The sequence below is a fragment of the Fictibacillus norfolkensis genome (assembly GCF_014836645.1).
GTDB lineage: Bacteria > Bacillota > Bacilli > Bacillales > Fictibacillaceae > Fictibacillus > Fictibacillus norfolkensis.
This window is the reverse complement of record NZ_JACSQM010000005.1, coordinates 200,673-225,827: the sequence shown is the minus strand read 5'-3', so window position 1 is coordinate 225,827 and position 25,155 is coordinate 200,673. Positions and strand designations below refer to the sequence as shown.

Below are 25,155 nucleotides of genomic sequence, written 5' to 3'. Positions count from 1 at the left end.
TCCAATTAACCATCGTTTCGCTCAATAAACCCCTGGTTTCGCTCCATAACCCTGAGATTTCACTCTTGACTTAAAAAAACAAGTAAACAGCTATCAACTTCATATTTCCAAACCCTCTACCTCCTTGGAAATGTCGAAAATATAAGAATATTTAACTATTTATAGAAAGTTTTATCAGCCGAACGGCTCATTTCCAAGAAAAGAAAACATGGCATAATAAAAGGAATGAAAGCGTTATCTTAAAAGTATTTGTGCAAACGCTTTCGCTAATTTGCACACCACTAAAAGGGGGAAATGAAGTGAGGAAAATGAAATTTCGCAACAGAGTTTCTTGGTTATTGCTTTTTACGCTTATTTTGCAAACGTTTGCATCTGCTTTACTCATACAACCATCTTCAACAAAAGCTGTGGAGCGCACCGTAACACTTGTTGGCGATCTGCAATCTGAACTTGGTGGTTCCGGTGATTGGAACCCGGCAGAAACAGCTACAAAAATGGAACTTCAACCGAACGGAAAGTACAAGCTTACAGGAAAACTTCCTGCTGGAACCTATGAATACAAGGTTGCGATTAATGGTTCTTGGGACGAGAACTATGGAGTGGACGGAAAACAAGGTGGCGATAACTACAAGCTGACGATCGATACGGAAAAAGAAGTGACATTTCTTTACGACGACACAACTCACAAACTTACGATTCCGGAACCACTTCCTGCTGAGAAAACACCGCGAATCGTAGGTGACATTCAGCCGGATATCGGAGCAGGCGGCGAGTGGACGCCTGGTGAATCGACGGCTCTTTTACAAGATGAAGACGGTGACAACATCTACACGTACACCGCACAAGTGCCAAAAGGAAAGCACGAATTTAAGATCGTGCTCGGTAACAATTGGGATGCCCCAAATTACCCGGCAGATAACATGAAATTGAATGTACTGAAAGACGCAGAGATCACGTTTTTTTACAACCATGACACAAAAGAAGTGTACACGAACTATGACGCGGGTCTTCCGGATGGCAGCGTGAACGCAGGCAAGCTTCACCATGATACATGGGACGAAGCGTTTCGTGCGCCGTTTGGAGCGATCAAAGCTGGAGAAGACGTAACACTCCGCCTGCAAACGAAAAAGGGCGATCTGACTGGTGCAAAGCTATATCTTCGTAACTATAACTCCGGCAATACGACGGTAAAAGATATGGTGAACGCTGGCTGGACGACAGTGAACGGCGAAGACATCGAGCTGTGGGAAGCTACGGTTACACCTGAAGAAAAAGGGGTGTACGGCTATAAATTCACCGCGCGTGATGGAGATGCGGTAAAAGAATATGGAGAAGATACGGGTGATGGCGGCAAAGGAACAGCTGCGGATACGAACGCCGCTCTATTCCAGATGACCGTGTACGACCCGTCTTACAAAACACCTGATTGGATGAAAGAATCTGTTGTATATCAGATTTTCCCGGACCGTTTTTATAACGGAAACAAAAAGAACGACAAAGCAAAAACAACAGCGCGTGGCACTGAACCGATCGAGCACAGAGATTGGAATGAGCTGCCGGACAACCCTCGTCAAGCAGAAACAGAAGGCTATGACGGAGACGAGATCTGGTCGAACGATTTCTTTGGCGGCGATATTGCTGGAATCCAAAAGAAATTAGATTATATCGAGTCACTTGGTGTTAATACGCTTTACCTAAACCCTGTGGCACATGCAGCATCCAACCATAAATATGATGCGACGGACTATAAAGCGATGGATCCGATGTTTGGATCACCAGAAGAATTTAAGGCTTTTACGAAAGAACTGAAAAAACGCAAGATGCACTTGATCCTTGATGGTGTATTCAACCATGTGGGAGACGATTCGATCTATTTTGACCGTTACGGAAAATACAAAACGGTCGGGGCGTATGAATATTGGGCAAGCATCTACGACCTGATGAGTTCAAAAGGCTTAACAGAAACAGAAGCGAAAAAACAAACAGAGACAAAGTTTAAGAAAGAAGGACAAGAGTTTAGTCCGTACGGGTTTCATAACTGGTTCAACATCGAGAACGAAAAAGTGAACGGTGTTTATAAATACCAAGCGTGGTGGGGCTTTGATTCACTTCCTGAGATCAAATCGATTCCTGGTGAAGCGGTAGACTATGATTCTGAGTTGAACAACAAGCCGTTCGCAGACTATATCATGTATGACAAAGATTCTGCTGCAAAATCGTGGCTAGACCGCGGTGCATCAGGCTGGCGATTGGATGTTGCAAACGAAGTAGATACAGAGTTTTGGAGAGAGTTCCGAAAAGAGCTGAAGGAAGGCAAGAAAGATGATCCACTGATCCTAGGTGAGATCTGGGATGATGCGTCTGAATACTTCCTTGGTGATCTGTATGATTCGGTTATGAACTATCGTTTCCGCGGTGCGATGATCGATTACTTGAAGAACGGTAACGCGGAAGGTGCAGAGAACCAGATGAACGCCGTGTTTGAGGATTACCCACAAGAAGCATTCTATGCCTTGATGAACTTGATGGGTTCTCATGACACACCTCGTGCAGCCTTTATCCTTGGAAACGGAACAGATTCTTACGAGCGTGCTGAACTTGATCCAAAGTATGACCACGAGCTAGGTGTGAAACGACTGAAGCTCGCGGCGATCTTACAGATGGGTTATGCTGGTGCACCGACTCTTTATTATGGAGATGAAGCGGGCGTTACAGGCTCTAAAGATCCGGATGACCGAAGAACGTATCCATGGGGCTCTGAAGACAAAGATCTTGTAAAGCATTATCAAAATATCGGAAAAGTGCGCAGTGATTATCATAATCTTTTTAGCTATGGCGAGCTTCACCATCTATACGCAGAAAAAGATGTGCTTGCTTATGCTCGTACAGATAAGAAAAATGCGGCACTTGTTATTACAAACCGCGGGACCGAAGACAAGACCGTTGAACTCGACGTGAAAAAGCTGATCGTAAATAACGTAAAGCTAACAGATCAGCTGAACAAAAAGTACAAAACAGCTGTAAAGAATGGAAAGCTATCAGTAACGATTCCAGCGATGAGCGGTCGCATGCTCGTTTCGGATAAGCACCAGAATCTGAAGACGCCAAAAGCTGTAAAGTATGTAAAAGCGTCAGAAAGCAGTCACGCAGTTTCGCTACTCTGGAAAGGTGACGCAAAACGTTACGCAATCTATCAAACTACGATCTCTGGTGCTTTTTATGAAAAGGTAGCAGAAACGAAAGGCAACTCAATCAAGATCGATAAATTGGACAACGGACGCAAGTATTATTTTGCCGTTGTTGCGGTCGATAAAAACAACAACGAATCTCTAAAAACAGAATCAAAAGCCGCGATTCCTCATGTGGCGTTAAAGAACGGTAACTATAACATTTCAAATGTAACAGCGTTAAAGAATGGCGTGATCGATTTATCTAAGCCACAAACGGTTTCAGCTGATATCAAAATCACAGGTGAAACAGAGACCGATTTAGCAGAAGGCTTACAAAGTGAGCTACAAGTAAAAGAGCCAGGCAAGACGAACTGGACATCTCACAAAGGAACGTATACCGCTCAAAACGGAGAATACAACACGTTTAGCGCAGATTTCTTACCTTTTAAAGAGGGAGCGTATCAATATCGTTATGCGTTCTCAACCGATCTAGGCAGAACGTGGGTCACAAGTGAAACAAAGACGGTTACTTTTACAAAAGGTGATGACACGATTGCTCCTGCAACATCAGTAACATTAGAAGAACCAGCGCAAGAGTCAGGACAAGTGAACCTGAAGTGGTCTATAGAGGGCGCAAACGAACCTTATCTATACACGATCGTTCGTGATGGAGAGGTCATTGACCAAGTCCTTGATACGAGTGCCATAACGTACAAAGATCTGAACGTAACGAACGGAAAAGTTTATACGTATGAAGTGCACATATATGACAAAGCCGGTAACAGCGTGAAGTCTAACGCCGTTCAAGTTACACCAGATCTTGTTATGGTGAAAGTCACAATGAAAGTAAACGCACCAGCCTATACACCACAAGGGGTGGATGTTACGATGCCAGGCAGCAAGAACGGCTGGAACACAGGTGCGTGGAAGATGACGCGTGGCGGCGCAGTAACAAACGATTATGAATATACGTTTGAAGCGCAAGAAGGCGAAGTTATTACCTACAAATACGCAAAGAACAGCTCTTGGGATCAAGAAGGTCTTGCTGACCATACACCGAGTAATCCGAACGATGATGATGTAAGTTATTACGGGTATGGTGCAACAGGAACGGACCTGAGTTTTGTGGTAACGAACCAAGGCGGCAATGCGATGGTCGTTCAAGATAAGATTTTACGATGGATCGATATGCCGGTCGTCGTAACCTCTCATACAGATGGCCAGACTGTAACATCTGACACGATCACCCTAAAAGGAAATGCCATCAAAGAAGGTGTGATGACGATCAACGGTCAGCCGGTTACGATCAACGACGACATGACGTTCTCACACACGGTGAACTTGAGTGCAGGAGAGAACAAGCTGAACATTCATATCGAACCGTCAGAAGAGAACAAAACGACTATCTTTAAAAATGACGGCGGCGCGATTGGAAAGAACACGAAGGATATCGTGATGACGATTAATAAGAATTAGTTTGGTAGGATGCTGCTTCTCTTATGGAGCGGCATCTTTTTTATACAAAAACGAGTAATCCCATAAGGAGTACTCGTTTTTAAAATATCTAATTCCTGTACTTCTCTAAAATATTTTCGATCACACTCTCTACATCTTTATTATTTCTCTTCGCCTCAGCATACCTCTCATAATCCTCAGCTGAAACCTCTAACAAGAAGCTTTTCGGAAAAATATAAGGTTTTCCTTTGTCTTGTTCGTCTAGATTGTTCAACACTTCCAGCTCGTCTTCGTTCTCCTTGTTGTGTTCAGGATCATATACAAACATCCTTCCATATTCTTCTTCTACACTTTTGTTCACATTGATAAAATACTTCATTCACAAAACACTCCTGTTTTTTGATTATGTAACTGTTATTCCCTAGACACGTTGTCATCAGACATATAAAGACACAAAAAGGGAAGATAACCTATAAAAATTGTACAAGCATGACTCGTCATATTTCGAACTTTGTCCCGATAAGATGTAGAGAGAGCCTGACAAGCGCAGGCTTATCAAGCGGAAAAGGAGTTGGAAGTAATGAAAACTGCTGGTTCTTGGTCTCATTCGTTAAAATTTCTTTTGTTCAGTGCAGTTGGTATTTTCATGTTCTTCATTCCGATCACAGTGAAAGGAAAGTCGTCGATTCCACTCGATCACCTTGTAACGTGGGTAAGAGATACGGCGGGTGAAGCAGTGCCGCTTTATGCATTGCTCGTCATATTGCTCGGTGCTGTTTATCCGTTCTACACGAAAACGTGGAACAAAGACCGAGTCACAACTACGTTCTCTTTATTAAAAGTTGTAGGGCTCGTTGCAGCTGTCCTGCTTTACTTTGAATGGGGGCCGAGCTGGTTGAGTGATCCGAACATGGGACCGTTCTTATTTGAGAAACTCGTGATTCCTGTTGGATTGCTCGTTCCACTCGGTGCAGTTTTCCTAGCGTTTATTGTAGGATATGGTCTGATGGAATTTATTGGGGTGCTTGTGCAAAAGATCATGAGACCCATCTGGAAAACCCCGGGCAGATCTGCAGTCGACGCAGTCGCTTCATTCGTCGGCAGCTATTCGATCGGTCTACTTATCACGAACCGCGTGTTTAAAGAAGGAAAGTATACGGTAAAAGAAGCAGCTATCATTGCAACAGGGTTCTCTACCGTCTCTGCAACGTTCATGATCATTGTGGCAAAAACGCTAGGTCTGATGGAAATGTGGAACACCTACTTCTGGACGACGCTTGTCGTGACTTTCTTAGTAACGGCAATCACAGTGAGAATTCGTCCGTTAAGCAGAATGGATGATACGTATTCAGGTGGGGAAGGTCAGCCTGAAGAAGAGGTGAATGAGAAATACTTGCAAACCGCTTGGAGAAACGCGATGGATTCATCTCAGAATGCTCCTGCATTTTTGACTAATATCTGGTCGAATTTAAAAGACGGTTTTCTGATGGCGATGAGTATATTGCCTTCCATTATGAGTGTCGGTTTAATCGCCCTTTTGTTGGCAGAATACACGCCTGTCTTTGACTGGTTGGGCTACGTTTTCTATCCGATCACATGGGCGCTGCAGCTTCCCGATGCCATGCTTGCTGCAAAAGCGGCTTCAATCGGTGTTGCTGAGATGTTCCTGCCTGCACTCTTAGTAGCGGAAGCGGCACTCGTCACGAAATTCGTAATCGGCGTCGTATCCGTAGCTTCCATTCTGTTTTTATCCGCAAGTATTCCGTGTGTACTCTCAACAGAAATCCCAATCAGTGTTCCAAAACTACTAATTATCTGGTTCCAACGCACGGTACTGGCATTGATTATAGCGACTCCGCTAGCTTATTTACTGCTATAAAAGGAGAACATTACTTTTACTGGTTGTTATGAATGCTCTTTATCGATAGAATAGTAGTATATAAAACTAAATAGTCATTACCACTAGGGGTGCCTTTGTTAAGGCTGAGATTAAAGTGAACTTTAAGACCCTTGGAACCTGATTTGGTTAGAACCAGCGTAGGGAAGTGGTGTGTGGATCAGATACTTCGCTATAAATACTAAAAACTGTGAAACCACCTCTTTGCTGCATAAAGGAGGTGGTTTTTTATTATGGAAAAACAGCTTCATGTGATTACTACGGGAAGGCAAAATGATGATGTTTTGGTGAAAATAGCTACAATCATTCATCCGTATATGACGATGCTGCATGTACGGGAAAAAACAAAGTCTGCTAAAGAAGTCAGTCATCTTATCGAACGTCTGCAGAAAGCAGGAGTGCCTTCCTCTAAAATGATCGTAAATGATCGGGTGGATGTAGCACTTTGCACAGGCGTAAAAGGTGTTCAGCTGACACATCGCAGTTTAGATGTGTCACAAGTGCGAAGAGCACTGCCTGAAATGATGATCGGGAGCTCCGTCCATTCCGTTTCAGAAGCACAGGATGCTGAACATAACGGTGCTGATTTCATCATGTATGGTCATATTTTTAAGACGGCTTCCAAACGTGATGCGGAGCCAAGAGGGATAGATCAGCTTCAATATGTGGTAGATCAAACCACAATTCCGGTCATCGCCATCGGAGGCATCACACCAGAAAACGTACAGAATGTCATCAAAACAGGTGCATCTGGAATCGCTGTGATGTCAGGCATCTTAGAAGCAAAATCACCACTACAAGCTGTGAAACTGTACAAACAACAACTGGAGGTGTGGGATGCGCACAACGTATGATGCCATCATTATTGGAGGCGGCGTGATCGGCTGTTCCATCGCCTATGAGCTTTCTAAACAAAACAAACGTGTGCTGCTTCTTGAAAAAGAAACAATTGGGAGCAGGGCGTCGAGTGCTGCAGCTGGCATGCTCGGTGCAGAGATGGAGTTTGAGACGAATCATCCACTCTATCTGCTCGCGAAAGAAAGTCGGGACTCCTTCAGCTCTTTATCACAGGAGCTTTTCGATGTTTGTGGGATAGACATCGAGTTAATCCAGGAGGGAATCTATGAACTCGCGTTTACAGAGGAAGAAGCGGTTGATTTAAAGAGAGAAGCGGCCAAGCGTCAAGATCAAGGGGAAGAAGTTTTCTGGCTCCCAGCACAAGACCTGCTTAGGAAAGAACCCGCGTTGTCTCCACTTGTAAAGGGAGCTCTCTATTTTGAAAAAGATGCTCAAGTTTCACCTGTTAAACTTACTCGTGCATTTTATCAGTCCGCAAAAATCCTTGGTGCCGAGATAAAAGAGCATAGGAAAGTGGTTCAGCTTCTCCAAACTGGCAACAAGGTGACAGGTGTCGTAACAACAAAGGAAACGTTTCATGCTGATTCCGTCATAGTAGCTGGAGGGGTGTGGAGCTCTGATCTAGAACCTTCACTAAAAATGATGCCGGTAAAAGGAGAATGTCTTTCTTTCAAAACGAAGCAACCACTACTCACAGGTACGGTAAAATACAAAAACTGTTACCTCGTTCCAAAGCGGGAAAACCGAATTCTTGTTGGCGCGACAAGTACACCGCACGTCTTTGATGAAGAAGTTACATTTTCAGGTCTCTTTGAATTGATGGAGAAGGCGAAACAGATCGTTCCTGAAGTAAGTAGTGCTAGTTTTGAAAAAGCATGGGGAGGCATCAGGCCTCAAACGCTATCCGGTAAGCCCTATATCGGTCCTCATCCACATAAAGAGGGGCTCATTCTTTCGACAGGACATTACCGAAACGGCATTCTGCTTTCCGCCATAACGGGAAAAAGGATTGCCGACCATATTGAAAGCGAGGTACATCATTCGTGAAACTTATGATAAATGGAGAAGAGGTCATGGTGCCAAACACTTTGCAGTCGATCACAGATCTGCTGAAGCACCTTAACTTACATGACCAAGTTGTAATTGCAGAAGTGAACGAAGATATTATCGATAATCAAAAACAAAGAGAAACTCAAATAAAAGAAAACGACAAGATCGAACTTGTTCGATTTGTTGGCGGAGGTTGATTGTATGTTAAACATTGGACACTATTCCTTTTCATCACGATTACTTTTAGGTACAGGCAAATATCCAGACTTCAAAACACAAAAAGAAGCGGTAGAGGCATCTGGTTCTGAGATTTTGACGTTTGCGGTTCGTAGAATGAACATCTTTGAAGGAAGTCAGCCCAACTTTTTAGAGATGCTTGATCTGAAAAAATACACGTTATTACCGAACACAGCAGGTGCGAAAACGGCGGCAGAAGCGGTTCGAATCGCAAAACTGGCGAAAGCATCGGGATTATGTGATATGGTAAAAGTAGAAGTCATCGGATGCGACAAAACGCTGCTGCCGGATCCCGTTGAAACGTTAAAAGCAACAGAAGAGCTATTAAAAGAAGGGTTTATCGTGCTTCCTTATACGTCAGATGATGTGGTTCTCGCTAGACGATTAGAAGAGCTTGGTTCACATGCGATCATGCCTGCCGCTTCCCCGATCGGTACCGGGCAAGGGATCATCAACCCGCTTTATTTAAAATTTATCATCGAGCAAACGAAGGTTCCGGTTATTGTTGATGCAGGAATCGGCAGTGCGAGTGACGCGATGATCGCGATGGAACTCGGAGCGGACGGTGTGCTGTTAAACACAGCCGTTGCGGGTGCGAAGGATCCTGTGAAGATGGCCCTCGCGATGAAAATGGCGGTAGAAGCGGGAAAGCTAGGGTATGAAGCGGGAAGAATCCCGAGAAAAGAAACGGCAACAGCGAGCAGTCCTTTAGAAGGGTTGAGTGTGAAGTGAATGGACGGTATTCAAGGCAGGAATTATATAGCCCGATCGGTATAGATGGGCAAGCAAAAATACGGACAAAAAGTGTGCTGATCGTTGGTGCCGGCGCGCTTGGTGCAGGAAGCGCTGAAGCTCTTACACGTGCAGGCGTGAAACGAATCGTTCTTGTTGATCGTGATTACGTGGATTGGACGAACCTTCAGCGCCAGCAGCTTTATTCTGAAGAAGATGCAAAGAGACAGCTGCCAAAAGTAGTTGCTGCAAAAAATAGATTGAACCAGATCAATTCCGAAGTAGAAATTCAGGCACATGTGATGGATATGGGGATCGAGGAAGCAGAAGAATTGATCTCTGGCATTGATCTGATCATGGATGCGACGGATAATTTTGAGACGCGTTTGTTGATCAACGACTTGGCTCAGAAAAATGAGATTCCATGGATCTATGGAGCGTGTGTTGGGAGCTACGGCATCTCTTACACGATTTTACCTGGGGATGGGCCGTGTTTGAATTGTTTGCTCGATAAGATTCCGGCGAACGGCCAAACATGCGATACGGCAGGAATTATCTCTCCAGCAGTTCAGATGGTTACCGCTTATCAAACAGCTGAGGCGTTAAAGATTTTAGTTGAAGACTATGCATCCATTCGGAAGAAGATCGTAACATTTGATACGTGGACCAATCAGCACGTTCAATTAGGGATGGGAAAAGCGAAGAAGATAGATTGTCCATCTTGCGGAGCTAACCCAACATATCCTTATTTAGAAAAAGGCGCTTCGTTAAAAACAGCTGTTCTTTGTGGGCGGGATACCGTTCAGATCCGTCCAGCTCATACTCTCGAAATTGATTTGGGAGAAATGGAGAAGAGATTGCTGCCTCATGGTGAAGTTCGCTGTAATCCTTATTTACTGGAGCTTCAAAGTGGCAGTCACCGCCTCGTTCTTTTTAAAGACGGACGCGCACTTGTTCATGGAACGAAGAATACGGCAGAAGCGAAATCTTTGTATCATAGATATATTGGGTAAAAATTTTGTATAATCATTAATAGGAGGTGATTTGATTTATGGAGTTTTTTGATCTGATCTATCAAACGGACGCATTAGTTTTATCCATTAGTATCGCACTAACGTTCATTATAGCTAAGCAGCTTTCGGTCGTTAATCAATCTCTTGTTCATAGATCAAATCACCATATGAAAAAGGACAGGCTATGTTCCGAGAAGAGGATGAACGATTCTCATCTTGTGCAAAACTATTGTTTCATTCGAGATGAGATCGCACGGACAATGTTTAGAAAAGAAACGCCAGATGATAAAGAAGGGCACGTTTACTCCTTGTTTGCTTAGATTTTTTTAAAAACAAGGAGGAACAACGATTGAAGAAATATGTATCCATTCTTTCATTACTTGCTATTTTTCTATTATCCGGCTGCAATAACGCACCGATTACCGCAGAAAGTCCGGGTGTGTGGAACCATTTTTTTATCTACCCGTTTTCAAAGCTCATCCAATATGTGGCGTATCTGTTTAACGATAGCTATGGCATTGCAATCATCATCTTAACCGTTGTAATACGGTTCCTGATCATGCCGTTAACGTTGAAACAAACGAAAAATCAGGAAAAGATGAAGAAGATTCAGCCGGAGATCAAGCAGCTTCGTGAAAAGCACACAGGGAAAGATCGAGAATCTCAACTGCAATTACAAAACGAATTAATGGCTGTTTATAAAAAACATGAGGTTAACCCGCTATCAATGGGGTGTTTGCCCCTTTTGATCCAGATGCCTATTCTGTTTGCGTTCTATTATGCAATCATCAAAACGAAAGAAATTGCTCTGCATAACTTTCTTTGGTTTAACTTAGGCACAGCAGATCCCATACATCTGCTCCCGGTGTTAGCGGCTTTAACCACGTTCATCCAATATAAAATGAGCACAACTGAGCTTGCTGCTTCAAATCCGCAAATAAAAATGATGGGTTACCTGATGCCGATCATTATCCTATTTTCTGCATGGAAGCTAGCCGCCGTTCTGCCTCTTTATTGGATGGTGGGGAATGTGTTTTTGACGATACAAAATGTTGTTTTGCAAAAACGAAAGAAGAAAGCAGCGTCTGCTAGCTTGTAATAAAAAAAGGCTGTTTTCGTATTCCTTGTTGCTTTTGAAAGTAGTTGATTTCCGTTCCAGATGCTCGCTTTCCGCGGGGCAGACGGTGAGCCACATTTGTACGTTTCCGTATAAGTGTCTCACCTGTCTAGTTGCAATGGCTAGCCCCTCGAGGTCAAAAGTTGAACGTTCAAGAAGGCAACTTGCGCCTTCATAGCCCATTCAACTTTTGCTGGTCGGGGCTGAACCAGCCATTTCCACTCTTCCGACTGCCCGCCTGTCCCGCAGGAGTCTCGCATCTTCCACTCCAATCAAAAGTCAAAGAAGGAAATAAAAGATTTAAAAGCAACATTTTTTAGAAAACAGCCTAAGAAAAACGACCAGATCTTTAATCTCTGGTCGTTTTTATATTCGTTATCCATGTTTAAGCCGCGTGTTTTTTGCGCAATCTTTTGTTCCGTATCTCTTCAACAGCACCAGATCCTAAGAGGACACCGGTGATAATGAGCAGGAATCCGAATATGTGCTGAAACAAGATCTGTTCACCTAAAAAGAGGTAGGCACCAACAAGAGCGAAAAATGGATTCAAGTTAATAAAGATTGAAGCTTCTGACGCTCCGATTTTACCGATTGCCTCATTATAGAGCATATGACCGACAGCTGTAGCGATACAAGCTGAGGCAAAATAGATCAGCCATAGAGAAACGGTCGAATTCTCAACAACACCTGCAAATCCTTGTGGCTCTTCAATCAATCCGATCACGATCAGGAACAGTGAACCGATCACCATCATATAGCCGGTCATGAGTCGCGGATCTAACGTGTGCGCCACGCGCTTGATGAGGATAAAGCTTACAGCTTGCGTAATTACAGATAATAAAATGTATCCATCACCGAACGAGATCCCTGCTACCTGACTGTTTCCTTCTAAAACGATGAACGTAACGCCAGAGAATCCAAGCAGAAGTCCGATCGATTTTAAGAGCGTAAGAGGCGTTCCTAAAAACGAGATAGCAAGAATGGTCGTTAGAAGCGGCGACATTCCCATGATCAACCCGCCGTTCGTGGCTGTTGTTTCGGTTAAGCCGATCGAAAGAAAGTAGTGGTGCGCGACAACATTAAAGATCGACGCGAGGAAGACATACCAAAACTCCTTTTTAGTCAGCCACCGCACTTTTTTTATTATAGAGAGAAGCAGAAAGACGGTTAAGCCCGCCGTTAGAACACGAATTCCAGTGATTGTAACAGGCAAAAAGTTCGTAACAAGAATCTTCGTCGCTGTTACGTTTAATCCCCACACCACCATCACTAGGAATAAAATCACATACGTCCGATACGCTTTCATTATGTCATCTTCTTTCTTCTGCTTTTTACTTCATAAAGTAAAGTATTTCAAATGTTTTAATTTCCATTGTACAGCATTCAAAGTGGATTTACAGGAAAAAAGCTTACAAAGTTTAGATTGAGGCGAAATGACCATATCTACTTTAAAAGGTAGTCTGCTATAGTGGGAGAAAATGTTTTTTGAAGCTGGCGATTAAGGGGTCTGGCAGGCGACGTTTTATGGACAGGTTTGTCGAATCGCCTTTATTTTTGATTTTAGACTTAATTGGTAGCTGTTTAGACTTAATGCGTGTCTGATTAGACTTAATCTACTCTGAAAACGACCTTATTGAAGCCCAAAACGACTTAATCTCAAAAAAAGGAGGTGAATCACACCATGCAAAAAGTTAACCCGTATGTACTATTAGTGGTCGCAAACTTAATCTGGGGCGGTAATTTTGTGATCGGACGTGCTATAGCGAGCAGTTTACCACCTGTAACACTATCATTTTTGCGATGGTGTACCGCATTCATTATTTTTCTTCCCTTCGCCGTACCATTTTTACGAAAAGAATGGCAGATGCTAAAAAAGCACTGGCAAGTCGTCCTCATCTTATCGATCACTGGAATCACGGGTTTTAATACGCTTCTGTACATCGCTCTGCACTTTACGACGTCCATTAATGCATCCATTGTTAACACATCAACGCCGATTCTGCTCTTCCTATTGTCGTTTGTTTTTCTCAAAGAGAAGCTTAATGCGAAACAGATTGCAGGAGCCCTGCTTTCACTCATTGGACTGCTATTTATTATCTCAAAAGGCTCAATCACAGTTTTACTCCAGCTGTCGTTTAATAAAGGTGACTTAATCGTGATCGGAGCTGTGATCTGCTGGAGCATCTATTCGCTACTGATTCGCAGATATGCGGGAATTCTCCCTACATACAGCACGTTCATTGTAACGGCGTTTCTTGGCATCATCATCTTGCTGCCATTTTTCATACACGAGATGCAAACGAAAGAAATTGTATGGTCACTTGGCACTATCGCAACCATTCTTTACACGGGGATCTTTGCATCGATCGTTGCGTTCATGTCCTGGAATACAGCGGTTGAGCGGCTCGGGCCGAGTAAAGCTGGAGTCTTTTTGAACCTGATCCCTGTGTTTGCTGCGATTTTTGCCGTTCTTTTTATCGACGAATCACTCGCATGGTATCAAGGAGCTGGAGGTGTGCTCGTTATACTGGGTGTTTTTATTTCAACACGCCTTACAAAAAAAGAGAAAAGCATATACCAAAAGCAAGCAGAAGTGTTAAAGTGATAAGTAAATAATTTACAAAATTAACGAAACTTTTCTTTTGTTTCAGTCGTATTACTGGTGAAAAGAGAGAGTTATGATAGGAGGAATTGGGGAGCACATGACAACACATACGTTAGAACTTAAAAACTTAACGAAAAAGATCAAAGGCAAGACCATTGTGGATGATCTCTCGTTTTCGGTAAGAGAAGGTGAGATTTTCGGTCTGCTTGGTCCGAACGGAGCGGGTAAGACAACAACGATTCGAATGATCGTTGGGCTGATCTCTATCACGGACGGAGACGTTTTGATCAACGGTGATAACCTGCGAGGGAACTTTGAAAAAGCGATGGAACGCGTTGGGGCGATCGTTGAAAATCCGCAGCTGTACGATTATATGACCGGCTATAAAAACCTCATGCAATATGCGAGGATCATGCCGGATGTGACGAAGGAAAGAATTGACGAAGTGATTGACCTCGTTGATCTGAAGAACGCGATTCACGATAAGGTGAAAACATACTCGCTTGGTATGAGACAGCGACTGGGTGTAGCTCAGGCACTTTTACATAAACCGAACGTGTTAATCCTTGATGAACCGACAAACGGACTCGATCCACAAGGAATCTATGACCTTCGTAACTATTTACGTCTACTCGCGAACAACGGTACGTCTGTTGTCGTTTCTTCACACATGCTCGCTGAGATGCAGATGATGTGTGACCGTGTAGCCATTATTCAACACGGAAAGCTTATGCGTATCGACGAGATTCTGAACCAGGATGACGAAGCCGATGTGAAGGTTCATTTCAAAATCGAAGGAGACGTTTCGCAGGCTAAACAAGTCCTTCTTAATTTGAATGAAGATTTGAACGTAACTGAGTCAGGTCAAGAACTGATCGTCCAAACAGCAGACGTCCGATTTATAGCTGAAATGAACAAACAACTTGTTCTAGCAGGCGTTCTCGTTGTGGGCATCCAACGTAAAACGAAGACACTCGAAGAACGATTCTTAGAAATGACAAAGAAAGGGGGAGATCTGAATGAAGTGGCTGTCCCTGTTAACGAATGAGTGGATTAAAATCTTTAGCCGTACACGTACATGGATCTTCCTTGCCATCCCAATCGTTATCATTATCGGTATCGCTGTTTATGACAAAGTAACAACAGATGTAGAAGTGAACGAAAATTGGAAGCAAGAGCTGACGCAAACGGTTAAGGATGACCAAAAAGCGCTGGATGAAGCAAAGAAAAACAACGATAATGAAATCTATATCGATATGTTAGAATCAAACATCAAGCAGAACGAATACGCCATCGCTAATGATATTTCTCCTTATGAAACAACAGCATGGCAGTTCATGAAAGATATGGCTTGGATATCAATTTTTATCGGATTGTTTGTAATCGTAGTGGCTAGTGATATTGTATCTAATGAATTTGCAAAAGGGACGATCAAGATGCTTCTGATCCGCCCTTATAGCAGGTGGAAGATTCTTTTATCGAAATTCGTTGCAACACTTGGCTTTGCGTTCTTGATGTGGCTCGTTGTCATCTTAGTGACATGGCTCGTTGGTGGCCTTGCCTATGGATTTGGAGGCATGGATCAGTCGTACTTGATAACAGCAGAAGATGGGCAAGTGAAAGAAAGGCTGATCGTGGAGTACGTGTTTGCTAACATTGGAGTAGAATTTATCGAATTAACAGCACTCGTAGCCATGTCATTCATGATCTCAACCTTGTTCATGAGTAACTCGGTCGCAATCGGTGTGGCACTGTTTACGATGTTTGCAGGAAATACGATTGTTGCACTTCTTGCTACAAAAGATTGGGTGATCTACACATTGTTTGCCAATATGGATCTTAGTGTATTGATTGATGGACAGAACCAGATGATCAAGGATTTAACACTACCGTTCTCCATCAGTGTGCTCGCGGTATACACGGTGATCATGCTCGCGATTACGTTTACGGTATTCCAAAAACGCGATGTAAAAGCTTAAAGGTTGTAGGGATGACTCTCAGTTTTGGGAGTTGTCCCTTTTTTAATAGGTAAAAACTTATTTATAGGCCCTAAAAAGTAGTTTATAAGCCCTAAAACATTTTTTATAGTCCTTCCAATCTTTTTATAGTCCTTTAAAAAAATTTATAGTCCCTCAAAATTATATATAGGCCTTTCGACAATTCTACATGCAAATAAAAAGGACAAGGGGCTCTGCACCTGTCCTTTCTCTATATATCTCCTATCCAATGATTCTATCTCTACGCTTTTTGTGATTGAAATTGGTCTTCTTCTGTAGATCCTTTAAGAGCCGTTGTTGAAGCTGTACCACCCGAAACGAGCTGTGTTACTTCATCAAAATAGCCTGTTCCTACTTCACGCTGGTGGCGAGTTGCCGTATAGCCATCGATCTCACTATCAAACTCTCTTTGCTGCAGCTCAGAATAAGCACCCATGCCTCTCGCTTTATAGCCTTTTGCTAGTTCGAACATGCTATGGTTCAGTGCGTGGAAGCCTGCCAACGTTACGAACTGGAACTTATAGCCCATTGCTGCAAGCTGCTGCTGGAACGTTTCAATCGTTGCGTCATCTAGCTTCTTTTTCCAGTTAAAAGAAGGAGAACAGTTGTAAGCTAATAGTTTACCAGGAAACTGCTCGTGGATCGCATCTGCAAAACGCTGCGCTTGTTCTAGGTTCGGTTCACTCGTTTCGCACCAGATCAAATCCGCATAAGGTGCATAGGCAAGACCGCGTGCGATCGCTTGATCAAGCCCAGCATTCGTACGGTAAAAGCCTTCAGCAGTTCGCTCACCTGTAATAAAAGCGCGATCGACTGGATCGATGTCACTAGTGATCAAGTCTGCCGCATCAGCATCCGTACGTGCGATCAGGATTGTTGGTGTTCCCATTACATCTGCTGCCAGACGAGCAGAGATCAAGTTACGTACTGCCGTCATCGTCGGCAACAGTACTTTTCCACCTAGATGTCCGCACTTTTTCTCAGAAGATAACTGATCTTCAAAATGAACAGCCGACGCTCCAGATTCAATCATACCTTTCATCAGTTCGAACACGTTCAGTTGTCCGCCAAAACCAGCTTCTGCATCTGCAACGATCGGGAGGAAGTAATCGACTTCGTCTCCGCCTTCCATGTGCTGAATCTGATCAGCGCGCTGAAGAGCAGAGTTGATGCGTTTTACCACGTGTGGCACAGAGTTTGCCGGATACAAACTTTGATCAGGATACATGTTTCCAGAAAGGTTGGCATCTGCTGCGACCTGCCAACCGCTTAAGTATACGGCTTTCAGACCTGCCTTAGCTTGCTGAACAGCCTGATTGCCCGTTAGTGCTCCTAAAGCGTTTACATATGTTTCGTTCTGAAGGAGATCCCAAAATTTTTCGGCACCCTTTTTAGCAAGTGTATGCTCGATATCAATAGATCCGCGTAAGCGAATAACCTCTTCTGCTGTATAAGGGCGCTGAACTCCTGACCAGCGCTCTTCATTTTGCCACATATCCTGTAATTTCTCCACACGTGATTGATTCATTTATCTCTCTCCTTAAGTTTTCATAGTATTTTTGAAATCGTGTTTTCTTAAAGGTTGATCTGAAAAACTGCGTGATTTTCGATCGTCTAAGTTTTATTTCTTCATTGACCAGTTGATTGGAGCGGAAGGTTGCCGACTCCTGCGGGACAAGCGGTCAGGTGAGACACTTAAGGGCGCAAAGCGGCAAGTGGCTCACCGCCTGCCCCGCGGAAAGCGAGCAACCTGGAGCGGAAATCAACCACTTCCAAAAGCAGCAAGAAATAAGACCTACAATACCTCATAACCTCGATTGGTCAAGAAATCTTGAAACTCATCATCGCGAATCAGCTCATCAAACAGCTCGACAGCTTCCCTAAAACGACCAGAATTGAATGATTCCTCATTCATTCCTTGCTTCAGCTTTTGAACTTCCTGCAACTTTAGTTCCTCTACCAGCTCGAACGTCACTTTGCGGCCGTCACGTAAAATGCCTTTAGGGTGTCTGATCCATTGCCATACTTGAGCTCGTGAGATTTCTGCAGTAGCTGCATCTTCCATGAGGTGGTTGATCGGTGCAGCTCCTTTACCTCTTAGCCAAGAAGCGATGTATTGGATGCCAACACTAATGTTGACGCGCAAACCTTCTTCTGTGATTTCGCCTTCTGGTACAGCCACTAAATCATCAGCCGTTACGACTACATCTTCACGTTTTCGATCGATCTGATTAGGTGTTGGCATGATTCGGTCAAAAACGTCCATAGCAACAGGCACGAGTCCCGGATGGGCGACCCATGTCCCGTCATGACCGTCAGAAGCCTCGCGCTCTTTGTCAGCACGCACTTTTTCAAAAGCAGCAGCGTTTGCGGCTTCATCATTTTTGATTGGAATCTGTGCCGCCATTCCACCGATCGCAGGAGCGTTTCGTTTATGACACGTCTTGATTGCCAAAAGAGAGTAGGATCTCATGAACGGAACAGTCATCGTAACGAGCGAACGGTCAGGAAGAATAACGTGTGGCTGATTACGGAACTTCTTAATATAGCTGAAAATATAATCCCATCGACCACAGTTTACACCTGCGGAATGTTCACGAAGTTCGTATAAAATTTCGTCCATCTCAAAAGCCGCAACAATGGTCTCGATGAGTACAGTTGATTTAATCGTACCTCGTGGAATCCCTAGCTGTTCTTGTGCGTAAATAAACACATCGTTCCAAAGGCGAGCTTCTTTATGACTTTCCATTTTAGGAAGATAGAAATAAGGTCCTGACCCGTTTTCGATCAGTGTCTTTACATTGTGGTAAAAATAAAGGCCAAAATCTACTAAGCTACCAGACATCGGTTCGTTGTCGACAACGATATGTTTTTCTTCAAGATGCCAGCCGCGAGGTCGTACGATGAGCGTGGCGATCTTTTCGTTCAATGTATACGTTTTTCCGTTTCCATTATCAAAAGAAATAGAACGGTTAACGGCATCCTTTAAGTTAATCTGACCATCAATCGTATTCTCCCAAGTTGGAGAGTTGGAATCTTCAAGATCTGCCATGAAAAGCTTAGCTCCTGAGTTAAGCGCGTTGATCACCATCTTGCGGTCAACAGGACCTGTTATCTCTACTCGTCGGTCTTGAAGATCTTGTGGAAGTGGTGAGATGGTCCAATCACTGTTACGGATATGTTCGGTTTCCGGTAAAAAGGTGGGCATGATCCCAGCATCAATTTCACTTTGCCTAGCTTTACGTTGTTTCAGAAGTTCTTTGCGGGTGTTGTTAAAGTGAAGGTGCAATGATTTTAAGAAAAGAATGCTACCTGGTGTTAATATTTTTTCATACGCTGGGGTAATGTCGCCTAACACTTGTAGATTAGTAGTTTCAATCGTCACTTATTACACAGTCCTTTCTGAACATGTTATTAAACAGATGTAGTTATAATACTATTGTTATATAACAGAAGAGGTAAAAAAATTTACCTCTCGTGTTTTCCCATGCAGCGCTCGCACTCATAAAGATAAGATTCATGTTGTTCCTCGATTACACATCCACACTCCGCACACGTCTTCTTAGGGATATTACGGTGAAGCTCCAAGTAATTTTTCATTTTAAATTCCTCCTGTTTTGTTATTGATTTGATTATAATGCATTGTATTATAACAGATTATATTTTGCAACACCTGTTTTATAACATTTTTGCGTTTTTTATAAAATTGAGTCATTTGTCCAGCTGTTTATCATTGATATAACTGGGTTTGTGGGAATGTATTGAATATTTTAAAACTGTTGTAATACAGTATAAAATCCATTGCATTTTTTAACCCTTATTTGAATTTTGAGAAAATAACGCTTACAATGAATTCATTCAAAGTAAGTGTGGTGATTGATTTGAAAATAGATGATACAGATCGAAAAATATTAGAGTTATTAACACAAGACGGCAGAATGTCTTATGCAGAGATCGGTAAGGAATTAAGCCTTTCGCGTGTATCTGTTCGCGAACGTGTTAATCAGATGAGAAAAGCAGGAGTTATAGAAAAATTCAGTGTGGTGATTGATTCAGAAGCAGCAGGTAAGACCGTTTCAGCTTTCTTTGAAGTGGATTGTGAACCAGCCTATTTAGTAAAAGTAGCAGAGAAACTCGTAAATAACCCAAGTGTCGCAAGCTGCTACCAGATGACAGGACCAAGCACATTACATATGCACGTATTGGTAGAAGATTTTCCTTCGTTAGAGAAGTTTATCAATAATGAACTGTATGGCATCAAAGGTATTTCCAGAGTAGAATCACATATTCTACTCAGAAGATTCAAGAGCCGATCAGGGCTAAAACTATAAGGCTGTTTTCGTAAACTTTGTTGCTTTTGGAAGTGTTGATTTCCGTTCCAGGTTGCTCGCTTTCCACGGGGCAGGCGCTGAGCCACATTCGTACGTTTCACTCTTAAGTGTCTCAGCTGCCCGCCTGTCCCGTAGGAGTCTCACACCTTCCACTCCAATCAATTGTCAAAGGTGACAAGGAGTTTAAGGCAACAATCTTTTAGAAAAGAACGAACTATAAAGAATACAAAGAGGATTCGAAATGGACACAATCCATATCGAATCCTCTTTTGTTATTTCAGTCAACTGCTATATGTGTGTCAGAAAATACTAGTTTCGACTAGAACTAAGTGAAAAAATTCCTATTAACATCATCTGTATTTAAAATAACAGACTAGTATGGTAGTTTGAGGTTAACAAAATTCAATGTGTAGCACTTAATTGTAGATAAGAAAGGACAATAATAATGAGTTGGAATGACAATCACCACGTAGAACGAGAAAAAACGAAATTCTTAACTAAAATTGGCTGTTTTTTCAGTGTAGTCACTTTAGGAATCTTCGTTATTTTAATAGTAGCTTGGTTTATTTCATCTTCTCAAGAAACTCAGTTAAAGGTAAGCCAGTCTCCTAATAAAACAAATTCAATCGAGATAGTTAAGAAAGATGATTTTCCCGACCCTACCATTGTAATTAATTACGATAACAAAAGTATTATGAAAACAAAAATACCAGACAAAATAACTGTGGAATGGAAAAATGATTATGAAGCTATTGTAATTCTTACTAAGCAAGGAAGAGAACCAGAAACTGTTAGATTAAAGTTTAAGCAATGACATAGAAGATTCAGTATTTCATGAAATTATGTTAACGAAAAGCATCGATTCAAGCTAATTGTCCACTCACGCCCTCCCCCTTGGTAATCCGAGCCCCAAAGCGTCCAAAGCGGAAAGGGGCTTACCTTTCACCCCACAAAAAAACCAAAACACCTGAAACGGAAATCCACTGCATTCAAAAGTCTCCCATTTACAACCCACTCAAATAAATATCATGAAACAAACCCAACTAGGTGCATTCTCCTATCTCAAGAACGTTTAGTAGTGCATTAGTTTATGTCTCTTTACATAGGTGCGGGAACAAAGAACCAAATTATGATTTTATATAGAAAATATTCTGAATATATTTTATAATCAGAAACAATATTAAACGTTTGTTAGCTAATATTTAAATTTTGGTTAACAAACGGAGGTAATTTCTACTTAATCGTACCGAAAAAGTGAAAAAAGGGGAGAGGTGAAGAGAAAATGGCAGGTTTGATTGTAAGGCGTGTTTTTCAGTTAGTGCTCTTATTAATCGGTATTTCATTCATTGTTTTTATGAGTATGCATATTGCGCCAGGTGATCCGGCAAGTATTATCGGTGGACCGACAGCGACTCAAGAAGACGTTGAAGCGATCAGAGAAAACCTTGGACTAAATGAGCCGTTGCTTGCTCAATATTTTGATTACTTGAAAGGTATTTTTGCAGGTGATTTAGGGTTCTCTTATCAAACAAAACAAGCGGTGTCAGAAGCGATTATCGATCGTTTCCCAAACACACTGAACCTGGCTATCGCAAGTATTATTGTTGCGATTGTAATCGGTGTAACGGCAGGAATCGTATCGGCATTAAAGCATAACACCTGGTTTGACGGACTGAGCACCATTATTGCTCTTGGAGGAATCTCCATTCCTAACTTTTGGTTAGGTGCCATATTAATCCTTATTTTCGCTGTTAACCTTCAATGGTTTCCAGTTGGGGGATTGACCGAACCGTTCTGGACTGTTGAAGGAATGAAACAGCTCGCACTTCCTGCTATCACTCTTGGAACAGGCTCAGCCGCAATGATCGCCAGAATGAGTCGTTCTGCCATGTTGGAAGTGATTCGAGCAGATTATGTAAGAACCGCAAGAGCGAAAGGCGTTCGTGAAAAATCAGTCATCATGATGCATTGTCTTCGAAACGCAATGATTCCTGTGATTACAGTAATCGGCTTAAATTTTGGATTCTTACTTGGAGGCACCATCATTACAGAATCTGTTTTTGCCATCAATGGGGTTGGCAGGCTCATGATCGAGTCTATTGCAGCTCGTGATTTCCCGATGGTTCAAGGGTCGGTTCTTCTTGTAGCCACACTGTTCGTCTTAGTGAACTTGATTGTAGATATCGTATATGCCTTTATTGATCCAAGAATCAGTTACGAATAAACGCGAAGGGGGGATAACATGTCAACGGAAGTAGTAACACAGCAGGTACCGTCACATAAGAAAAAGAAAGAGTTTGCGCTTTTCAAAACGTGGAAACGGCTCATCAAGAATAAGATGGCTATTGTCGGTCTCGTCATCATTGCTTTTCAGCTGTTTATGGCTCTTGCAGCTCCAGTCATCGTAGGAGTGGATCCGAACAAACAGAACTTGGAACTGAGTGAACTGCCTATTGGGACAGAAGGTCATTGGCTAGGAACGGATAATTATGGACGAGATATCTGGAGCAGAATCGTATATGGCGCGAGAATCTCGTTGTTAGTAGGAATCGGTGCTGTAAGTCTTGGATTAGTGGGCGGAGTCGTACTTGGTTTGCTATCTGGTTACTATAGAAGACTCGATGGCATTATTATGAGATTCGTAGATTTAATGTTTGCTTTTCCTGGTATCCTGCTAGCTATGCTGATCATCGCAATCTTAGGGACAAGCCTTGTGAACGTCGTAATTGCCATCAGTATCTGGTCGATTCCAACATGTGCGCGTATCGTCAGGGGAAGTGTTCTCTCCATTAAGAAGCAAGAGTACATTATCGCGATGCGGTCACTTGGAGCAAGTGACCTTCGCATCATGGTCAGGCATGTTCTGCCAAATTGTATGGCTCCTATTATCGTCTTTGCGACCATGAGGATGGCAACGGCGATTCTATCAACGGCATCATTAAGTTTCCTAGGCTTAGGCGCACAACCGCCAACGCCTGAATGGGGTGCGATGATTGCTGCAGGACAGGAGTACATGTGGACATCGCCACATATGATCGTGATTCCGGGTATCGCCATCATGCTAGTTGTGTTTGCGTTTAATGTTGTTGGTGATGCGCTTCGTGACGCGTTAGACCAAGGAATGAGTTTAGACAAATAAGAGGGGGATATGACAAATGGGAAAAAAGTGGTTTGCTAGTTTGCTAACGGTTCTTTTTGTATTGTCATTGGCTTTAGTGGGTTGCAGCAGCAATTCTTCATCAGGTGGAAGTGCAGGGAAAGCTGAACAAGAGCTAACCTATGCAACGACTTCAAAAGTGGTAGGTCTATCACCAATCCTAACAAATGATTCTGTTTCATCTACAGTGATCGAACAGATCTATGAAACGTTATTTGTTCGAGATAATAAAGGCGAAATCGTTCCACACCTTGCAGAATCTTACGAGAACCCAGACGAAAATACGTGGGTGATCAAGTTGAAGAAGGATATAAAATTTCACGATGGGACTCCGTTCAACGCAGAATCTGTTAAATACACGTTTGATAAATTGAAAGATCCGAAGACGGCAGCACCGCGGGCATCACTTTTAGCACCAGTTTCATCCATCGAAGTTCAGGACGAACATACAGTTGTTTTAAAAACAGAGAAGCCATATGGACCGATGCTTGCGGCCCTAACGCACTCCAATGCGGCCATCGTATCTCCAACAGCTGATCAAAAGCAGGATCTCATGAAAGATCCAGTCGGAACAGGACCATTTACGTTCTCTGAAAAAGTAAACGGCGACGACATCGTACTCGTGAAGAACAAGGACTATTGGCAGAAGCCGGCCAAACTTGAAAAGCTAACGTTTACAGTCGTTCCTGAAGTATCAACGGCGATCTCTATGCTGCAGACCGGAAAAGTTCAGTTGATCGATGGACTGGCACCTGAACTGATGCCGCGTCTAGAGAAGATTAAGAATGTTGAAATTCAGAAAAAAGAAGGAACTCCAGTTTATTACTTGGCTTTTAACATGGAAAAAGAACCGATGAACGACTTGAAATTCAGACAAGCGGTTTCTCAAGCGATCAATCGTGAAGGGTATTTGAAAAAGCTGAACGGTCTCGGAGTTTATTCAAACAGCTTCATCGGACCAGAGGTTTTTGGGCATAACGAAAGCAGTGATAAGGGACCGAAATTTAATCAGGCAGAAGCGAAGAAACTTGTGAAAGATAACGGGTTTGACAAAAAAGTGATAAAAATACTAGCAGCTAATACGAGTCAGTACATGAACATGGCTGAAGTCATTCAGTCACAGTTAAAAGAAGCAGGGATAAACGCAACCATCGAGACGATCGAATGGGGTACTTACCTGGATGTTTCGAAAAAAGGTGACTTTGATATTACGATTGCCGGCTGGTCGAACGTTACGGGAGATGGAAGTGAATTATTATTCCCACGACTTCATTCTGCAAACATTGATGCGACAAACTTAAGCCGTTATAAAGATGCTGAGCTCGATAAGCTGATCGATCAATCTCGTTCTGTTGTAGATCAGGAACAGCGTAAGGAAATCTTAACAAAAGCAGATGAATATGTGATGACACAGCTTCCTGTTCTGCCGATCTACCATGGCATCGCGTCAGCAGCTTACGATAAATCTGTTAAAGGCTTTGAGATGGAACCTACAGGACAGTGGTCATTATACGGCGTTTATAGAGAGTAGGGATG

Annotated in this window: 22 protein-coding genes and 1 riboswitch; of the genes, 17 read left to right on the top strand and 5 right to left on the bottom strand. The window is 42.8% G+C overall.

The genetic code is table 11. The features are described 5' to 3' along the window. Window positions 1-308 precede the first annotated feature (308 nt). Window positions 309-4,646, top strand: a complete 4,338-nt coding sequence (locus H9648_RS13240; protein ID WP_191754366.1) for a pullulanase X25 domain-containing protein — start codon at window positions 309-311, stop codon at window positions 4,644-4,646. An 88-nt stretch (window positions 4,647-4,734) separates the two neighbouring features. On the opposite strand, the gene H9648_RS13235 is transcribed toward H9648_RS13240, so the two are convergent. Next, window positions 4,735-5,004, bottom strand: a complete 270-nt coding sequence (locus tag H9648_RS13235; RefSeq protein ID WP_191754280.1) for a hypothetical protein — start codon at window positions 5,002-5,004, stop codon at window positions 4,735-4,737. A 201-nt stretch (window positions 5,005-5,205) separates the two neighbouring features. Between H9648_RS13235 and H9648_RS13230 the strand changes: the two genes are divergently transcribed. From H9648_RS13230 to yidC, 8 genes are all read left to right on the top strand, one after another. After that, window positions 5,206-6,504, top strand: a complete 1,299-nt coding sequence (locus H9648_RS13230; RefSeq protein ID WP_191754279.1) for a YjiH family protein — start codon at window positions 5,206-5,208, stop codon at window positions 6,502-6,504. A gap of 75 nt (window positions 6,505-6,579) precedes the next feature. Beyond that, window positions 6,580-6,686, top strand: a riboswitch (TPP riboswitch). Window positions 6,687-6,755: 69 nt separating this feature from the next. Further along, window positions 6,756-7,376: a thiazole tautomerase TenI gene (gene tenI / locus H9648_RS13225; RefSeq protein WP_191754278.1), complete on the top strand. Its 621-nt coding sequence runs from the start codon at window positions 6,756-6,758 to the stop codon at window positions 7,374-7,376. Then, window positions 7,360-8,427 carry a glycine oxidase ThiO gene (gene thiO / locus H9648_RS13220; RefSeq protein ID WP_191754277.1) on the top strand — a complete coding sequence of 356 codons (1,068 nt, stop codon included), beginning with the start codon at window positions 7,360-7,362 and terminating at the stop codon, window positions 8,425-8,427. The genes tenI and thiO overlap by 17 nt, the downstream gene beginning before the upstream one ends. 5 nt (window positions 8,428-8,432) lie before the next feature. Further along, window positions 8,433-8,627, top strand: coding sequence for a sulfur carrier protein ThiS (gene thiS / locus H9648_RS13215; protein ID WP_225218899.1), 195 nt, complete (start codon window positions 8,433-8,435; stop codon window positions 8,625-8,627). A 4-nt stretch (window positions 8,628-8,631) separates the two neighbouring features. Beyond that, window positions 8,632-9,399: a thiazole synthase gene (locus tag H9648_RS13210; RefSeq protein ID WP_191754275.1), complete on the top strand. Its 768-nt coding sequence runs from the start codon at window positions 8,632-8,634 to the stop codon at window positions 9,397-9,399. Continuing rightward, on the top strand, window positions 9,396-10,412 hold the full coding sequence (locus tag H9648_RS13205) for a MoeB/ThiF family adenylyltransferase (RefSeq protein ID WP_191754274.1): 1,017 nt from the start codon (window positions 9,396-9,398) through the stop codon (window positions 10,410-10,412). The genes H9648_RS13210 and H9648_RS13205 overlap by 4 nt, the downstream gene beginning before the upstream one ends. 38 nt (window positions 10,413-10,450) lie before the next feature. Continuing rightward, on the top strand, window positions 10,451-10,732 hold the full coding sequence (locus tag H9648_RS13200; protein WP_191754273.1) for a hypothetical protein: 282 nt from the start codon (window positions 10,451-10,453) through the stop codon (window positions 10,730-10,732). A gap of 29 nt (window positions 10,733-10,761) precedes the next feature. After that, on the top strand, window positions 10,762-11,511 hold the full coding sequence (gene yidC / locus H9648_RS13195; RefSeq protein ID WP_191754272.1) for a membrane protein insertase YidC: 750 nt from the start codon (window positions 10,762-10,764) through the stop codon (window positions 11,509-11,511). A 403-nt stretch (window positions 11,512-11,914) separates the two neighbouring features. Here yidC and H9648_RS13190 read toward each other — a convergent pair whose 3' ends face one another. After that, window positions 11,915-12,835, bottom strand: a complete 921-nt coding sequence (locus tag H9648_RS13190) for a DMT family transporter (protein ID WP_191754271.1) — start codon at window positions 12,833-12,835, stop codon at window positions 11,915-11,917. Window positions 12,836-13,210: 375 nt separating this feature from the next. On the opposite strand from H9648_RS13190, the gene H9648_RS13185 reads away from it, so the two are divergent. From H9648_RS13185 to H9648_RS13175, 3 genes are all read left to right on the top strand, one after another. Next, window positions 13,211-14,134 carry a DMT family transporter gene (locus tag H9648_RS13185; protein WP_191754270.1) on the top strand — a complete coding sequence of 308 codons (924 nt, stop codon included), beginning with the start codon at window positions 13,211-13,213 and terminating at the stop codon, window positions 14,132-14,134. A 97-nt stretch (window positions 14,135-14,231) separates the two neighbouring features. Further along, a complete protein-coding gene (locus H9648_RS13180) occupies window positions 14,232-15,182 on the top strand; it encodes an ABC transporter ATP-binding protein (RefSeq protein ID WP_191754269.1) in 951 nt (316 codons plus the stop codon). Continuing rightward, on the top strand, window positions 15,154-16,113 hold the full coding sequence (locus H9648_RS13175; protein WP_191754268.1) for an ABC transporter permease: 960 nt from the start codon (window positions 15,154-15,156) through the stop codon (window positions 16,111-16,113). Before H9648_RS13180 ends, H9648_RS13175 begins: the two co-directional genes overlap by 29 nt. Window positions 16,114-16,372: 259 nt before the next feature. On the opposite strand, the gene aceA is transcribed toward H9648_RS13175, so the two are convergent. The 3 genes from aceA to yhfH all read right to left on the bottom strand — a co-directional run bounded on the left by aceA (window position 16,373) and on the right by yhfH (window position 19,731). Then, window positions 16,373-17,659, bottom strand: coding sequence for an isocitrate lyase (gene aceA / locus H9648_RS13170; RefSeq protein ID WP_191754267.1), 1,287 nt, complete (start codon window positions 17,657-17,659; stop codon window positions 16,373-16,375). 267 nt (window positions 17,660-17,926) lie between these two features. Beyond that, a complete protein-coding gene (gene aceB, locus H9648_RS13165) occupies window positions 17,927-19,516 on the bottom strand; it encodes a malate synthase A (protein ID WP_191754266.1) in 1,590 nt (529 codons plus the stop codon). An 83-nt stretch (window positions 19,517-19,599) separates the two neighbouring features. After that, window positions 19,600-19,731, bottom strand: coding sequence for a protein YhfH (gene yhfH, locus H9648_RS13160; RefSeq protein ID WP_191754265.1), 132 nt, complete (start codon window positions 19,729-19,731; stop codon window positions 19,600-19,602). Window positions 19,732-20,012: 281 nt separating this feature from the next. On the opposite strand from yhfH, the gene H9648_RS13155 reads away from it, so the two are divergent. From H9648_RS13155 to H9648_RS13135, 5 genes are all read left to right on the top strand, one after another. Continuing rightward, window positions 20,013-20,462 (top strand): Lrp/AsnC family transcriptional regulator, encoded by a 450-nt coding sequence (locus H9648_RS13155; protein WP_191754264.1) that lies wholly within the window; start codon window positions 20,013-20,015, stop codon window positions 20,460-20,462. 445 nt (window positions 20,463-20,907) lie between these two features. Continuing rightward, window positions 20,908-21,276, top strand: a complete 369-nt coding sequence (locus H9648_RS13150; RefSeq protein ID WP_191754263.1) for a hypothetical protein — start codon at window positions 20,908-20,910, stop codon at window positions 21,274-21,276. Window positions 21,277-21,744: 468 nt separating this feature from the next. Next, the gene (gene nikB / locus H9648_RS13145) at window positions 21,745-22,686 is read left to right on the top strand and encodes a nickel ABC transporter permease (RefSeq protein WP_191754262.1); all 942 of its coding nucleotides are present in this window, start codon (window positions 21,745-21,747) and stop codon (window positions 22,684-22,686) included. 18 nt (window positions 22,687-22,704) lie between these two features. After that, a complete protein-coding gene (locus H9648_RS13140; protein WP_191754261.1) occupies window positions 22,705-23,601 on the top strand; it encodes an ABC transporter permease in 897 nt (298 codons plus the stop codon). A 16-nt stretch (window positions 23,602-23,617) separates the two neighbouring features. Beyond that, window positions 23,618-25,150 (top strand): glutathione ABC transporter substrate-binding protein, encoded by a 1,533-nt coding sequence (locus H9648_RS13135; RefSeq protein WP_191754260.1) that lies wholly within the window; start codon window positions 23,618-23,620, stop codon window positions 25,148-25,150. Window positions 25,151-25,155: the final 5 nt, after the last annotated feature.